The 15,114-nt window shown below is 43.5% G+C and carries 13 protein-coding genes; 8 read left to right on the forward strand and 5 right to left on the reverse strand.

All coding sequences use genetic code 11. The features are described 5' to 3' along the window. The first annotated feature begins 146 nt into the window (after positions 1 to 146). Positions 147 to 1,658 carry an S-layer homology domain-containing protein gene (locus L7D49_RS10775; protein ID WP_238080846.1) on the forward strand — a complete coding sequence of 504 codons (1,512 nt, stop codon included), beginning with the start codon at positions 147 to 149 and terminating at the stop codon, positions 1,656 to 1,658. A 95-nt stretch (positions 1,659 to 1,753) separates the two neighbouring features. Here L7D49_RS10775 and L7D49_RS10780 read toward each other — a convergent pair whose 3' ends face one another. Then, on the reverse strand, positions 1,754 to 2,119 hold the full coding sequence (locus L7D49_RS10780; protein WP_238080847.1) for a PH domain-containing protein: 366 nt from the start codon (positions 2,117 to 2,119) through the stop codon (positions 1,754 to 1,756). A gap of 142 nt (positions 2,120 to 2,261) precedes the next feature. Beyond that, positions 2,262 to 3,146: a putative RNA methyltransferase gene (locus L7D49_RS10785; protein ID WP_238080919.1), complete on the reverse strand. Its 885-nt coding sequence runs from the start codon at positions 3,144 to 3,146 to the stop codon at positions 2,262 to 2,264. An 836-nt stretch (positions 3,147 to 3,982) separates the two neighbouring features. Here L7D49_RS10785 and L7D49_RS10790 point away from each other — a divergent pair. The 4 genes from L7D49_RS10790 (at position 3,983) to L7D49_RS10805 (ending at position 7,614) form a co-directional block, all read left to right on the forward strand. Then, positions 3,983 to 4,483, forward strand: a complete 501-nt coding sequence (locus L7D49_RS10790; RefSeq protein WP_238080848.1) for a PH domain-containing protein — start codon at positions 3,983 to 3,985, stop codon at positions 4,481 to 4,483. Further along, the gene (locus tag L7D49_RS10795) at positions 4,480 to 5,940 is read left to right on the forward strand and encodes a PH domain-containing protein (RefSeq protein WP_238080849.1); all 1,461 of its coding nucleotides are present in this window, start codon (positions 4,480 to 4,482) and stop codon (positions 5,938 to 5,940) included. The genes L7D49_RS10790 and L7D49_RS10795 overlap by 4 nt, the downstream gene beginning before the upstream one ends. A gap of 91 nt (positions 5,941 to 6,031) precedes the next feature. Next, positions 6,032 to 6,553, forward strand: coding sequence for a GNAT family N-acetyltransferase (locus L7D49_RS10800; protein WP_238080850.1), 522 nt, complete (start codon positions 6,032 to 6,034; stop codon positions 6,551 to 6,553). A gap of 488 nt (positions 6,554 to 7,041) precedes the next feature. Next, positions 7,042 to 7,614 (forward strand): hypothetical protein, encoded by a 573-nt coding sequence (locus L7D49_RS10805; protein ID WP_238080851.1) that lies wholly within the window; start codon positions 7,042 to 7,044, stop codon positions 7,612 to 7,614. 284 nt (positions 7,615 to 7,898) lie between these two features. On the opposite strand, the gene L7D49_RS10810 is transcribed toward L7D49_RS10805, so the two are convergent. Together L7D49_RS10810 and L7D49_RS10815 are read right to left on the reverse strand one after the other, a co-directional pair. Next, a complete protein-coding gene (locus L7D49_RS10810) occupies positions 7,899 to 9,233 on the reverse strand; it encodes a DUF4179 domain-containing protein (RefSeq protein WP_238080852.1) in 1,335 nt (444 codons plus the stop codon). Next, positions 9,226 to 9,753 carry a sigma-70 family RNA polymerase sigma factor gene (locus tag L7D49_RS10815; protein ID WP_238080853.1) on the reverse strand — a complete coding sequence of 176 codons (528 nt, stop codon included), beginning with the start codon at positions 9,751 to 9,753 and terminating at the stop codon, positions 9,226 to 9,228. Before L7D49_RS10815 ends, L7D49_RS10810 begins: the two co-directional genes overlap by 8 nt. Before the next feature lie 257 nt (positions 9,754 to 10,010). Between L7D49_RS10815 and L7D49_RS10820 the strand changes: the two genes are divergently transcribed. Both L7D49_RS10820 and L7D49_RS10825 read left to right on the forward strand, forming a co-directional pair. Beyond that, complete coding sequence (locus L7D49_RS10820) at positions 10,011 to 10,772, forward strand: glucose 1-dehydrogenase (RefSeq protein WP_238080854.1); 762 nt, start codon at positions 10,011 to 10,013, stop codon at positions 10,770 to 10,772. Positions 10,773 to 10,899: 127 nt separating this feature from the next. After that, positions 10,900 to 11,337, forward strand: a complete 438-nt coding sequence (locus L7D49_RS10825; protein ID WP_238080855.1) for a VOC family protein — start codon at positions 10,900 to 10,902, stop codon at positions 11,335 to 11,337. 53 nt (positions 11,338 to 11,390) lie between these two features. Here L7D49_RS10825 and L7D49_RS10830 read toward each other — a convergent pair whose 3' ends face one another. After that, positions 11,391 to 13,301 carry an FUSC family protein gene (locus L7D49_RS10830; RefSeq protein WP_238080856.1) on the reverse strand — a complete coding sequence of 637 codons (1,911 nt, stop codon included), beginning with the start codon at positions 13,299 to 13,301 and terminating at the stop codon, positions 11,391 to 11,393. A gap of 270 nt (positions 13,302 to 13,571) precedes the next feature. On the opposite strand from L7D49_RS10830, the gene L7D49_RS10835 reads away from it, so the two are divergent. Next, positions 13,572 to 15,047 carry a response regulator transcription factor gene (locus tag L7D49_RS10835; RefSeq protein WP_238080857.1) on the forward strand — a complete coding sequence of 492 codons (1,476 nt, stop codon included), beginning with the start codon at positions 13,572 to 13,574 and terminating at the stop codon, positions 15,045 to 15,047. Positions 15,048 to 15,114 lie beyond the last annotated feature (67 nt).

Below are 15,114 nucleotides of genomic sequence, written 5' to 3' on the forward strand. Positions count from 1 at the left end.
CAAAGGTGATTAGTAAATAGTGCGTTGAAATTTACTAAGTGTCCGACCAGGTAATTTTTTATTATACATTTGAAACTTTTCCTGAAATCTCTCGTCTGTACGTTGCTTGAAAGAGAGTGACATATAAAAAGAGAGGGTGGCAACACTTGAAGAAGAAACTACTTATCGCATTTAGTGCCATTTTGCTTCTGTGCAGTTTGCCTGTAACCGGCAACGCAGCAGCCAAACAGCGATTCTCTGACGTACCGGACACAAAATATTTTGCGCAAGCTGTGAATGAATTAGCTGAACGGAATATTATTGGAGGATATCCAGACGGCACTTTTAAGCCGGGTAATCCCATTACGCGGGGACAGGCAGCCGCCATCATTGCGAAATTAACGAATATGGATCTTGCGAACGTCAAGAATCCGAATTTTAAGGATGTCACAGAATCGAATGGCTACTACAAAGCGATTGCCGCGCTGGCTGAGGCAAATATTATCGGCGGCTATGCAGATGGACGTTACGGACCGAATGATCCGATCAAACGGGGACAGCTAGCATCGATTCTTGTCAAAGCCTTCGATTTGCCCCGTTATTCTTTCTATGACATGAAAAATCCATTTAAGGATGTCGTAGAGTACGAGTCGCACGGCTCTAGTGTTCTTATCCTCTACCGACTGGGCATTGCGGGTGGCACATCTCCTGACCGGTTCAGCATCAACGCCCCCGTAACGAGAGGACAGGCATCGAAGATGATGAAAGGGACAGAAGAATTGAAACCGTCAATGGTATCGCTTGATGCGAAAGAGTTTGGAATGGACGGAATCACTTCAGTCATATGGAAATCGGAGCAGAATCTGTACGAAGCGATTGTTGTGCATGGCCAAGCAGGTGTTTCTGATCGGCTGCAGCTAATTCCGCTAAAGGAAGGGACAGAAACACTTAACTTAGGCGGGCACATGGGAAATCCGCCTATCGCTAATAAGGATTATGTCTATAAGAAGTACTACGTGCATGTCAAAAAAATGAACGGTGAATTGACACTTACCCTGGAAGAGACGAATGACTATTTGCCGACCGAAGCATCCCTTGCAGTGTATGCTGGCGAAAAGATCGAAACGATCAGTCTTACAACACTAGATGGAACATTGCTAAATGCAACTGCCCCGTTTAAGCAATGCGAGAGAACGCAAAATGTATGCATGACCATTGATAAACCGGGTAGCTATATCGCCAAGGCCCGTTTTACCGGAGGAAAAGAAGTGCAATACGCCATCGAAGCGAAAGAACCGAAGGAAAACTACTTCCATTATGATATCGACACATTGAGAGAGCAGACTTCCTATGTATTTGATACGGAATCACTGTTTGATCATAATGACTACTATGACAAGGAAGCGGCCCAAAATATTGGAAAGCATAAAATTGTAACGAATAACGCAAATGAGATCGCAGAGATTGTAAGAGATCCAGGCACAAATATATTCCGAGTGAAGGCGAAGAAAGTTGGAACGGTCGAAGTGGAATTTGAGAAAGGTGTATACTGGATGGACGGCCAGCCCGGCGATGCGATATCGGGTATCACGACCGGAATGAAGATTACAGTTAAGGATATGAACGGCCTGATTAATATTTCTGTATTACCCATCTACACAATTAACTCAGATATGTAAGCAAAAAAGCAGGCATGTATGTGCCTGCTTTATTCATACAACTAATGGGCAACGGCTATAGCGTTCATGGTTCATTCACCATATAACCAACACCCTTACAAGATCGCCTCAGCAATAATCCGGTCCAGCTTCCGAACATCCACTTTTCGATTCAAGTTCAACTTCAGCTTTCCAGCCTTCGTCCACAATTCTATTTCTGCATTCATGTCGAGCTTCCCAGCATTCTCTGTCGAATACATATGGATCGAGCTGAACGGAATTGTGTAGATTTCCACCTTCTTGCCCGTCAGTCCTTGCTTGTCCGCGATAATAAATCGTTTGTTCGTCACGACTGCAACATCGCGAATTGTTTTATAGGCGACTTCTGCCGTTTCCCCTTCAATTAATAGTTCCGTAATTTCATTCGGCACGGGCACTTCCTCTGTGAACGTCCATGCCATCATGGCTGTAAGGTCTGCCATCTTCACCACTCCTTTTTTTCCTTTATCATCCCATAGGAGTAAATTAAAGTATAGAAGTAAACTATGGTATTTATTGTTTAGAATGTGATGTTTTGCTCACGACATACTTGCATTCTATTCCAAACTTCTTATTCTTACTCAATCATTTCTTACCGACTAAGATTTCCAAATCGACGGTTATTTTGGCTGATTCCATTTGTAAAAAAGTATTCATTTGTTCTTCCGAGGTTGCCCAGGATAAAGGCGTCATGTGAACCAGCGTTTGAATGGCTGGATTATCAAGTTCCACGGTATAACATACTCTAGAACGCTCTACTAATTGAAAGTTCCTGTAAAAGCGTTCAACAGTCTCAGCATTAGAATAAGATTGTTTTTCAGGTTCATCGAATATTACTTCTCTTACTTCTTTAAGGTAGCCACTCTGAGGAACCACTTTAACTACTAAGCAGTCAGCTTTTGATAGTCTTTCGAATTCCTCATAATTTGAAGGAGACAAGATATTCAGGATCACATCAAATTGCTTATCCTTAAATGGTGGATTGGCAAGGTCGGCTACAGCCCAAATCTTCTCGCTGTAGTGTTTTGCGGCTACCAAAACACCTTCTTTAGAAAGATCAATACCTACTCCCATAACTCTTTTGAGATGATCTGAACGTAAAGCATCGCTAATTTGGTCTAGGTGTGAACCCTCTCCACATCCCATATCAATGAGGGTAATTGTTTCTTTACCGATCGTATGCTTATTTATGGTATCAGTAATTGTTTGGCTTAGTGGTTTGAAAAAACCGTCCTCCACAATAACTTTTCTTCTTGCTTCAAAAAGCTCTTTGCTGTATTTCGTTTTTACAGGGTGAGCAGTTAAGTTAATATATCCTTGCTTAGTAAAATCAAATGTATGGTTACGGGAGCAGATTAAACTTGTTAACTCACTAACCTTCATGGATGAACTGCAAATAGGACACTTGAAAATGGATTCGAAATTACTCACATACCTAGCGCTTTTCATTCTTTTATTCAAAGAAGCCACCTCATTCATTTTTTGATAAATGAAAAAGGCATAGACAAATAAACCCTCATTATATTTTTTTAAAAAAATAAATCGGATCAAAAAAATAATCTATGCCTGTAATTATCTATAACGAATGTATTGAATAATCATGGTAATAGCTCCTTTGAGTAGGTTTATTAAAATCCAACTCATCCACAAGTTATCATGAATAAATTCACATTGCAAACAATTATTGTTAGTTTGTTTGATAGTCTGTTTTAATTATTACATCTCTCACTGGCTTGTAGGGATAATTCATTGAAATAAAAGTTAGCCAATTGCAGCGGGGGAAACTATTAGGTCAAGTGGGAGGCAGGATGATAGGGGAGAATGGTAATGGAGAAACTGAACTATCTTGCAAAGACTTCTAAACATGAAGGCCTCCTGCCAACGAATGGACAAATGGTATTTCATTAGCTATCATAATGACGACATCAAACTTTTGGTAATAGACTGGACGCCATTCTATTAGAAAGAGAGATGTCTTTATTTTTTTATCGCTTTCCCAAATGAAGTGGACTTGAGGAGAGATTATGTTAGTTTTATGGGTTGGTTGCGACTGCCTCTCGGGCGGTTACAACCGACTTTTAGGGGGTTACCACCGTTTCTCGGATGTTTACCACCGACCTAGAGGAGTTTACCACCGACCTAGGGGGGCTTACCACCGCCCTAGAGAAGTTTACCACCGACCTAGGGGGGCTAACCACCGACCTAGAGGAGTTTACCACCGCCTCGGGATTTTACCACCAACTCTTCTAACAATACGCCATAATACTATCCTACATAAACCTGAAAACCTGAAAGGAGGGGGCGAAATGTACACTTACATTCAAGAGCCGTCCAAACAATTGGCGAAGGAAGTAATCAAAGTATTGCGGTACAGTTCCATCATCAGCCAGCTCATAAAAGTGGCGTTTTTAGTAGCTTTTTACCTGTTGTCCCGGCATTTTACCTGGGGCAGCTGGTCTTCCTGGGTGCTGTGGATTGCTGCGATTGTTATTGGCCTTTCCGCCATTTGGGGAATTGGCTTGCGGCCGTATTTTATTTACCGAAATACACGTTATGAGATCAATGAAGATTTTTTGCAGATTAAGACGGGGGCGTTTCATGAGCATCATGAGTTGGTCCCGATGACGAAGATCCAAGCGGTTTCCACTAATCAAGGACCGATATTGAGAAGATATAACTTGTATTCGGTTGCTATCCAAACGATGGGATCTACCCACGGCATTGAGGGTTTGCCGAAACAGATTGCGCTGGATTTGCGGAATCAAATTGCTTATTTTGCCAAGATCCGTGAGGTGGATGAAGGATGAACATGAAGCGTTATCATCCGCTCACTCTCGTTTATGACTTGTTTACGTTTGTGAAAAACATGGCCATTGTTGCAATTGTTCTTTTTGTCGTGAACTATGGATCAAAGTCTTTTCTATTCGTTTGGGGACGGCGTCTCTTTGCGGTCATCGTTGTGCTGACGGTAGTGAGCCTCGGTTTCAAATGGCTGACGAACCGTTATGCAGTGGATCATCAGGCTTTTCATTTAAAATCGGGTCTCTTTACTAAAACTGAGCGAACGGTCTATTTTGATAAAGTACAAAATGTACAGCGCCGTACTTCCTTTATTCATAAACTCTTTCGAATGACGTCAATGACCTTTGAAACAGCTGCAGATGCATCCGATTCCAATGTGGAGTTCAAGATGGTCACAAAGCAGGAGGCAGACCGGCTGGAATCACTTGTGAAAGTACAGCATGAGGAAATGACAACGGAGAGCGAACTACCAGAAGTTGAGATGCGCACGATTCATTTCTCCTCGACCCATCGCGATATCATAAAAGCCACGTTTACGTCATTCAATTTTTTAGTGCTTATCGCATTGGCGGCTTCTATATTTTCGAAACTAGATACAATATTTGATTTGGAGGATAAGGTGGAGGGATGGGTTCTTTCCGTACTGACTTCCGGATGGCTTATTGCCGGCATTGCGATTATCCTAATGGCCGTTTCGATGCTGGCGGGGTTTGTTTGGACGTATATCAAATACGGGAAATATGAGATCGCCTCCGATGAAAAGCGAATTATGATCCGGAAAGGCATGATTGATGAAACTGAATTCACCATCTTAAAAACGCGCGTACAGGCAATTGAGATAACGCAATCGCTGATCAAGCGTGTGCTCGGACTCGCTGAGGTCAAGCTGATCAGTGCAGGCGGGCTCGGAGAGGAAGAGCAGGAGATCAGCACGCTGTATCCATTCCTTCCTATGGAACGAGCCTATTCGATGATTGAAGAAATGTTGCCCGGCTATAAAGTGCTGCGAGAAACGAAACGCCTTCCGTCGAAATCCCTGTTAGTTCGTCTGGCTAAGCCTTATTGGTTTTGGCTCATCGTAACGGCGGTTCTTGTGTATTTTCGGCCCGAGCCATTCGGATGGCATGCTGCCTGGTGGATATCTTCGTTACTATTGCTTGCAGCAGCGGTACTTATTCGGATTGTAAATTATGTTAACACCACCTATGCAATGACGAATGGGTTTATTCAAATCAGTGAAGGCGTACTTGAAAAAGCCATCTATCTCTCGCGAAGAGATAAGATTGTTGAGGTCAAGGTGAATCGAAGCAAACTGCAGCAATGGACAGGTCTTGCGACAATCGGCATCGTTAACCGAGCCAAACCCGTTCGGCATGAGATGCTGGAAGATGTGTCTCTTCAGGAAGCCGGCCGATTTTACTCCTGGTACGCGGGACGAGTCGAAGAAATAAAGACGAAGTAAAAGCACGGGGTGAATTTTTTCGAGTGGGATGCTACGATAGCTGAATGGGGAGAATAGAAAGAATGAAATGATACGAAAGAAGGAACCACTTATGACAAAACGCATCGAAGAATTAGCGATCCGCCATGCTCGACCTGAGGACGGAGCAGACATTGTTGAGTTTTATAATGAAGTCGGAGGGGAAACGGATTATTTGTCTTTCGGACAGGGGGAATATCCTCAAACTGCTGATGAGGTCGTTCGTTCGATTGAAGGAATGGCCAACTCTAGCGGCAGTTGCATGCTCCTCATGATGGAGGGGGAACGGATTATAGGTATCGGCACCATCCATTCCAGCCCAAAATTTCGATTCAAGCATGTGGGGGTCCTCGGTATTGTCATCCGCCTATCGCATTGTGGCAACGGACTGGGCCGCCAGCTGATGAACGCTTTGATTGATTGGTCAAAAGGAAATGGTCTGACGAAGAAAATCACCCTCGTCACGCGCGCGGACAATGACCGTGCGATCGCACTGTATGAAAAACTCGGTTTTCAGCAGGAAGGGATTTTTCGTCAGGAATCGTTTGATGGAGAACGGTATTATGACAGTCTTTCCATGGCACTTTTCTTGTAACGAGGATTTTCATAAAGAGTCTCTGATACAGAAGTTGAGGAAATCATTAAGTGAATGCATCCTTCGCAAGATCTTGACCCTAATCAAAAGAACTAAGAGAAAAAGCCAATCTACTTAGCGTAACGGGTGGGTTGATTGGGAGAAAATAATAAAAAACACTGCATTTGGGGACACAATTCGCATATGAATTGATGTCCCTGTTTTTGTATTTCCATCAACATTTAGATGCTTGCTATTGATGAATTGGTACCACAATTGGCACAGGTATTAGCAGCAGCACATAAATTTATGCCCCCTTGTTAATTCCATTGTTAAAACACTTGCTAATTGGATATCGAAAAGAAAAATATGGAAGGGAGAATAGAAATCTATGTTAAAATAAATTGACGATTGTGAAATGGCGCTCTTCAACTAACGGAGCAGGTTCGTTGAAGAAGGAATGATTGTATATGAAGAGGACAAACTAAACCTAAATATAATTTAGGGTGATGAAATTGCATAAAGATAAAACTCTTCTATTGTTTTTTTTATTTTGTATACTAATTTGTGGGCTGTACTATGGAACAGTAAATGCAAAAGTGAACGATACTTCTCCTTCCTTTGAGGAAAAAATTATTGAAGGTAAACAACTCACTCCTTTAGAAAGCCAATTAATGTCTTTTCTATATGGTTTGATGGTAGGCGAACCAAAACAAGCCGTAGAATTGTGGATATTAGGCGTAAATAATCGAAGTGGTTCTGTTCAATATGCGATGTTGTCCCCTGCGCTTCGAAAACAATCAAGGAGTAAATTTGAGGAAACTCACTGGATAACAGGTCAGTCAAGCCCTTCGGTTAGGAACTTTCGTTTTACAAAAGTAGAAAAGCTTAGTGAATCCAAAATGCGGTATACCGTGAAATATGATTTATGGGCGTCATATGGAGATTTTGGTGGTGGGGAGAAGATTATAATCGTGGAAAAGAATTTAGAACCATCTAAAGAGTATTGGTTTATTTCATCAATAACAACGAAATATAATCCATGGGAAGCATTTACCCCAGCCGAGACAGTTTTAAAATGAACACACTGCAGTTAACAATGAAATAAAGGGCAAAGTTTGTGAAGGAATGTACTTAAACTTACTGGTGCTTTAGCTGAATAAGGATATTAAAATATATTACCAAAAAAACGCTCATTCCTGAGCGTTTTTACTTGTTTTGTATCTAGCTATTTCGCTGTTGAAATAGCTGCTGATTAACTTGTTATTTGAATTGCTAATTGCACGTTTCTCCCCGTCAACCGAACCCGTTACACTTAGCGGATTGGCTTTTCGTTTATACTAGGCTCCATCAGTTGCTCTTACTCTCATCGAAGTGGAATCGAAACCTCGTACTCCTTCAGCATCTTCAGTTCATGCATTTCGAACGTAACAAGCGTCAGTGGACCATCAGCTTTCTTGAACTCTTGTTCATAAATATTTGGACGGATGCGCTCTGGAAGGGCCTTCTTGGATGAAGTTAAATTGTTGCCAGCCTCGTCTTCCAGCCAAAGTGTGTTGTACTGGAAATACCCATCAAACGGGAATTCGCTGTCGGATTCAAATGTCAGCACCATCCGGTCGTCCCCATGCCGGATGGAATGCACGATGATCGAGCCCATCTCTCCTTGATCGACTGTGAGCGGCAGATGATCCGGTAGTAGTTCTTGTTCAATTTTCACAGGGGCCCCTGTATTAACAGGCATGAGGTACGGACTGACTGTCAATGCTTTGACGTCATCAGATAGCGGTTCATAGCGGAATTCCATCTCAATTATATGTCTGCCATCCTTCAAGTCATCCCCTGTACCATAAGCGTCGAGTAATGTGAGTGCATTTCCCTGTTCATCGAGTAAGTTGAACTGTATAAGGTGATCATCGACCATCATAAAAGAAGAAGCATCCGGGGCAGAGATAGACAATGACAGCTTCGTGCCTGCGGGACCAATCTTCACATCCTTTACAGTAATGATCTGGTCCTCGTACGTTACGGTTTCTCCAGACGAAATAGTCTTCACAGCTTCCTTTGCTTTCTTCACAGGTATTGTGAAATTCCATGAGCCTGACACGTCGCTTATATGCCGTGCCCCTATCTTCAGTTCAAATGAATCTGGCAGGCTTTCCACCGAGTGGATGTTGATAACCCCGGCATATTGTGTGTCGCCTAGTTGCTTTCCTGTCCTGCTGTCGCCAAAATTGATTTCCTTGCCGTCTACGAATAATTGCAATTCCCCTAGCTGGTCAATTCGGCCCTTCTCATCGATACCTTCTTGAAGGTAACTTAGGGACAGTCGAGTTCCGTCATAATAGACATCCTCGATTGTCAGGCTGATCCCTTGATCCGTGACGGTTTGACCGATGCCTTGGGAAAGCCCTCGTTCACTGGCGATGACTAATCCTAAATCACCAGCGAACTCGAAAATGGAATCGAAGACAGGTACCGACGACAGCATCCTCGCCATGGCGGGGGAGACGAATGCTGAACCGGCTGTCAGGAAAACAGCAGCAGTTGCGGCGATAAAGAAGGGATAAATCTTCCTAGATGGTCTCTTCTGTTGGTCTTTCGCTTTGCCGATTCCTTTTAGGATGGCCTGATCTAATTTCCCTTCCGGCACCTCGATTTTCTCAATTGCCTGTTTGACCTCGTGTCTTGGTTCATTCATTGCTGCAAACCTCCTTATATGTCATTCTCAATTGGTTAATGGCGCGATGTAGATTTGTCTTTACCGTGCCTTCTGGATAATCCAGCACATTCGCGATTTGCGGGACAGTTAAATCCTGATAGAATCTCAGTAAGATGACCGTCTTGTATTTTTCCTCCAGTTGCCCAATGGCTTCTTGTAAATCGAGTGCATCTTCCCGAGACGTGGAAGTTACGGCTTCGATCCTTTCCAGCGTGTCCTTCTCGATTGGTACTATCTTGCTGGTTTTTTGAATGAAATCGAGTGCGCTATTAATTAGAATTCTTGTTAGCCATGTTGAAAAATAGGCCGATTCCTTTACACTCACGATTCCCCGGTAAGCTTTATAAATCGTCTCTTGCACGATATCGAGAGCATCTGTTTCATTTCGTACGTAAATGAATGCCATACGATATAATTTTTCCTTTTCCACTTCAATCAGTTTCAAGAAAGCCTCTTCATTGCCTGTCTGGGCTTTCTTCAGTAGTTTTTCATACTTCATGAGGCCACTCCTTTCGTCCGGACACCAGTTAGACCCGCAACGGACTGTTTTCGTTTCAAAAGAATTTGGTTATTCTCTGCCAAAGTGATTACATCAAGTATCTGGCTTTTTACTTCCTTAATCTATTAAATAGCATCTGACGTCAAATCGACGTATCACCAGTGAACATTACTTGAATTCCAATCTTAAAATATTTAAACGTTAAACCTTTTTGATATAATGAAAGAAGTAGTACATCAAAAGGACAGGTGATCATAATGGAGCGTTTACAGGACAAAGTGGCTATCATTACGGGAAGTGCAGCAGGCATCGGGAAAGAGATTGCCAAAGCGTTTGCGAAAGAGGGCGCGAAAGTCGTCATTGCTGATTTCAATGAAGAAGCGATGAAGCAGACGGTGGAAGAATTTAAGGAAAGCGGGTTTGGGGTGCATGGCGTTGCGGTGAACGTAGCGAAGCGGGAAGACGTGGAACGCATGGTGCAGGAGACGATTGAAACGTTTGGCAAAGCCGATATTCTCGTCAATAACGCGGGTGTTGGCGACAACATGCAGGCGGCTGCGAATGTTGAGGATGCGACATGGAATCGTGTAATGGACATTAATGTGAATGGTGTCATGCACGGACTTCGCAGCATTATCCCTCATTTCATTGAAAACGGGGGCGGCACGATTTTGAATATGGCTTCGATTTCCGGTTTGACAGGCGGTCGCGGCGGCCTTGCCTATACAGCTGCGAAGCATGCGGTTGTCGGGATGACGAAAAACGTGGCATCTCAGTACGGACCGCAAAACATCCGCTGCAACGCGATCGCTCCAGCGAATATTGATACGGGATTTGCGCAGACCATGACGAACGTTGATCCGTTTGGCATGGAAGTCGCAATTCGCGGCATTAAATTGCTGCCGAAGTCTGGACAAGTTCAGGACATTGCCAACATTGCTTTGTTCCTCGCATCCGATGAATCGGCTTATATTAACGGTGTGGCACTGGCTGCAGATGCAGGCTGGAGTGCATACTAAGTTCAGTTAGAAAAAATGAAAAGCTTTTCGGATACCGGATATGTTCGGCCATCCGGAAAGCTTTTTATTATAATAAAGTTACAAGTTGATTAAGACGTTTGTATTTCATTCCAAGGAGGTATGCGATTTGAAAATCAATAGAATAGATCATGTGAGCATAAACGTAAATGATCTGGCAGGAGCAAAAGCGTTTTTTGTTGATTTAGGGCTTGAAGTGCAAGCGGAATGGGAATTGGAAGGGGAACAGTTGGACCGGATTGTTGGGCTGACAGATGTGAGAACGGCGTGTGTAGGTTTGGGGACGCCGGATGGTCAGACGTGGATCGAGCTGGTCAAATTTTATTCGCCGTTGGACGAACAAAAGATGCAACAACCATTAGTCAATACGCTGGGCCTCCGACATATTTGCTTTGCTGTGGAGGATATTGACGGCATTGTCGAAAAGCTGCAAAAGAAGGGCACGGAAATCTTTAGTGAGATCGAGCAATATGAACAAAGCTATAAGTTATGCTACGTTCGTGGTCCCGAGGGCATTATTTTGGAGCTGGCGGAGAAAATCAAGTAAAAAGACACTTGGCCGAAAAAAGGCCAAGTGTCTTTATCTATGTTCTGCATAATTCAATCAGCAGGTGAAACGAGGTCTTCCGTAATTTCGATTAACATACTTGCAACGAGCTTGTCTCCCATATGCGACAGAAGAGGAATGCGTTCTCGCATGCTTGCCTCTGACTCGGTCAATTGCTCACGATTGCGAGTTCGGTCCAGTAATAAATCCAATTGGGAAACGACACGCTCGGAATTCTTTTCCCGAATTCCGGGTTTATCCAGCCAACCGAACAACTCGTAAATTGTGGAGGCTGCACGTCTTTGGCGGGTTAACCACGCAATTCCCTCTTCACTCACGTTCCCCTGGTTGTTGAGCTTCAGACGGTCCTCGATCATATTGGCAATGAGCACAAGGTTCTTCATGGCATGGTCTCGATCTTTTCCTTCCGCTTTCCTGCGTGTTTCCACTAGCATTTCTCGGATCGTATCCGCATGCATCGCTTTTAAATCACGGTTCGCATCTTCCAGTTTATACGGAAGGATGAATTTATTAATAAGCAATGCGAGCAGGACGCCACCGGCGACGAGAGCAATTCGGCTCAGTGTCAGAATTTCCGTTGCATCGGTCAGGAGTGCTGCCGCCCCGATTGCGGAAAACGTCACGAGTATTGTGCTGTACCGATACACTTTCACGTAGCTCATCAAATACCCGGCAGTCATGAGCAAGATTGTTCGTGCAGTGCTTCCTTGGAAAATGAGAAACAAGCCTGCCACAAGAATAGCGCCGGCTGCAGTAGCAAAGAGACGGTCCCGCATTTTTTTCGTTGACTGTTCGTAAAGCGGGATGATGACCGACAGTACGGTAAACATCATCCACCGGCCTTCATGGATGTCGAAGAAGTCGACGATCCATCCGCTCAAACTAATGGCAACTGCCATCCGGACGGCATAAGACAGTTTAATGGAGTTCGTATGGCTTGGCTTTTCACTCATCCGCAGTTTGCGGAACTTGTTCGGGATGCGTTCCAGTTTCTTGATAACGTTCGCATCTTTTTTGCCAAGTCCCTTAAGATCGGCCAAGTTGGCCAGCAAATAATCGACCGTATGGAGCATGCGCAAAACGAGCAGAGAGTCGACCTGAGCATCCGTATATTTCGCTAGGATGCTATTCGAAGCTTCTTCCAAACCGTTTGTTGAACCGTTTTTCTCCAGGCTTTCCGAAACGGCAGTCAAACAATCGATGACATCCCCGAGGATCGGCAGATGTTCCTCTTCCTTCGAAACTTCATTGAGGAACAGATTGATCTTTTCAAGTGAGGCAGATACGTTCAGCTTCAGCCGTCCTTCTTCTGTCAGGTAGTAGTTTTCTTCCCGTTTGTCGTAAATGATGCTGCGCAGCCCGCTAATATCCGCAGCAATTTGTTCATCCAGCGCATCATGCGGCGCGCCGTTCTGCAGGAGCTTTGTTTTTTCAATCAAACCCGAGCAGATGGCCTGAATCTTCTTGTCCCCGCTCTTCGTAATCTTGTTTTTATTGACCACCAACTGCAAGCCCATGATCGCCAATGCCCCGACAAGCAGGGAAGCGAGACGCAAAGGCAGTTGATCGATTTCTACAGGTACCGACAGCAGGAATAAATACTGGAGCGAGAACGGCAAGTAGAGTGGATTTTTCAAGTTGAATAACAACGAATAGCTGATGACGAACATGACCAGGAAGTTGATGGGCACGGCAAGCCAAACGTTGAATCCCGCAAGAAAAGCGGCCACGCCGATAAACAGGTTCAGCAGGACGAACGTCATCGTGTTCGCAAATGGATGACTCGTCAAATCACGTTCTAACAACATAAGCATTGCCGTCACTGTCGACACACCGATGAGAATATTGGCGTCCCCGAAAAGTGCGCCAAATGCCATGATGAAACCGATAATGAAAGCAAATAGCACTGTATTCGAGATGATCGTTTTCTTGTTCAGCTGCATGGATTCACTACTCCTCTGTATAATACGTAAGGGGTATTTTAACATTAAAATATATACGAGTAAAACAATTGTGCTGGGAACAGGGATGTTGATCTTCTTTCCTTAGGTTTATGTGGCAGTATACAGTCCATTCTGTCCCCAAAAGAAATTTTGAAACTTCTATAGGAGAACGTGAGCGCCCTATAGCTACACGACATGTAGATATATTCATGCTAAACTAAAAAAAAGTTTCGGAATGGGTTGAATTTTGGCTAAGGGGAGGTTACTGCCTTGAAAATATATTTGTTGGCTAAGGATAACTTGGAGGCCGAGGGGATTCGTTGGCTTGTTGAATCTCAGATGACCGGTATTGAATTATCAAAATGGGATTCCATCGAGGAGTTTTTTAAAGCGGCTAAAAAAGGGGAGCCGGATCTGCTTCTACTTGATATGGACGCCTGGATGCAACACGATGAAAGGTTTGGTGAATTATTGAAACAAAGTAGTGTCCGCTGGTTGGGCATTTCATCTGAACGTATCTTTCAAACAGCGTACCGCGGTCTTCGGTATCGGGCAGAAGATGTCTTGTTTCGTCCTTTTTCTCCTGTCGATTTGATTAAACAAATTCAACAGATTCGCTTTCAAATTAGAAGCGAGCAAGAACGGGGGATAACAGATTCGCGACATGAAGATCATCCAATGAGAATCGACTATCCTGATCTATTTTTGTCAGGGCGTAAAACTACCCCGCCGTTTACGATGATTGCGATTATGACGCCCAATCTGTCTGCATTGCCGCGATTATATCAAGAACTGCATCAGTTTCCTTTTACAACGGAACAACAATTATTCGCGCTATCGGATTGTGTGTTGTGTATTCAGTATACAAAAGAAGCTGCGTTGTTTCAGGAGGAGTATCATGCATTTCTTGCTTGGTGGAAAGAGGGAACTGGTGAATCGTTGGCTATTGTTATTAATGATACTTCTTCCTTTTATTCTCTGAAAGAGACGTATGTTCAAACAAAACAATTGAAGGAAAAGATATTTTTTGAGGGTTACGATATTGTTATTTCGAGCAGTGAACATCGCAAGTGGTCTGAGATGGATCCTTTTTTGACCCCGTTGGAGCAGAGACAATGGATTGAAATGTTGGAAAAGCGGGACGTGAAAGAGATTCGACACTGGGTGGAACAGGAGTTTTTTACATATGAAGAGCCTTATCCTGATCCAGAAATGGTACGGATCCGATTGACAAGTGTTCTGGCCCAAGTGCGTCGTTATATGAAATCATATAACATTCAAACGCAAGAGTGGGAGAGTTCCTATCAAGCAGTTTTTCAACAGATTATTCGTAAACCGGTCATTCATGAAATTGTACAAGAGCTACTCTCGTTTATTACCGAACTTCTTTTATTTGGAGGAGGCGATATTCAGACGCAAACGCAGGAGCAGTCACTCGTCGAAAGAGTGCAGGCCTTAATTGAGGCGAATTATTGGAATGCACAATGGAGTTTAACTGCTTGCGCAGATGCGCTACGACTTAACAAAAGTACGCTTAGCCGGCGGTTTTCCGCGGAATCGGGTGAATTATTCAGGGATGTACTGCATCAAGTTAGAATTCGAGAAGCTAAACGCTTACTGAAGGAAACTGATCTGTCCTTGGAAGAGATCTCAGTTTTGACAGGCTACTCCAACCAAAGCTACTTTACAATGAAGTTTAAACAACTGGAAGGAAGGACTCCTTCCTCCTATCAGTTTTATACATGAGAGAAGGATCTTACCTAAGTAAGGTTCTTTTTTTATTCGAAACGATTAAATAAAATATAAAAATAAA

This window comes from Sporosarcina cyprini, from assembly GCF_022048975.1.
Taxonomy (GTDB): Bacteria; Bacillota; Bacilli; order Bacillales_A; family Planococcaceae; genus Sporosarcina; species Sporosarcina cyprini.

Bases quoted from the DNA above. Each gene is read 5' to 3' on its own strand.
- L7D49_RS10780 (WP_238080847.1), bottom strand. From the start codon at position 2,119: ATGGCAGACCTTACAGCCATGATGGCATGGACGTTCACAGAGGAAGTG.
- L7D49_RS10790 (WP_238080848.1), top strand. From the start codon at position 3,983: ATGTACACTTACATTCAAGAGCCGTCCAAACAATTGGCGAAGGAAGTA.
- L7D49_RS10795 (WP_238080849.1), top strand. From the start codon at position 4,480: ATGAACATGAAGCGTTATCATCCGCTCACTCTCGTTTATGACTTGTTT.
- L7D49_RS10800 (WP_238080850.1), top strand. From the start codon at position 6,032: ATGACAAAACGCATCGAAGAATTAGCGATCCGCCATGCTCGACCTGAG.
- L7D49_RS10805 (WP_238080851.1), top strand. From the start codon at position 7,042: ATGAAATTGCATAAAGATAAAACTCTTCTATTGTTTTTTTTATTTTGT.
- L7D49_RS10810 (WP_238080852.1), bottom strand. From the start codon at position 9,233: ATGAATGAACCAAGACACGAGGTCAAACAGGCAATTGAGAAAATCGAG.
- L7D49_RS10815 (WP_238080853.1), bottom strand. From the start codon at position 9,753: ATGAAGTATGAAAAACTACTGAAGAAAGCCCAGACAGGCAATGAAGAG.
- L7D49_RS10820 (WP_238080854.1), top strand. From the start codon at position 10,011: ATGGAGCGTTTACAGGACAAAGTGGCTATCATTACGGGAAGTGCAGCA.
- L7D49_RS10830 (WP_238080856.1), bottom strand. From the start codon at position 13,301: ATGCAGCTGAACAAGAAAACGATCATCTCGAATACAGTGCTATTTGCT.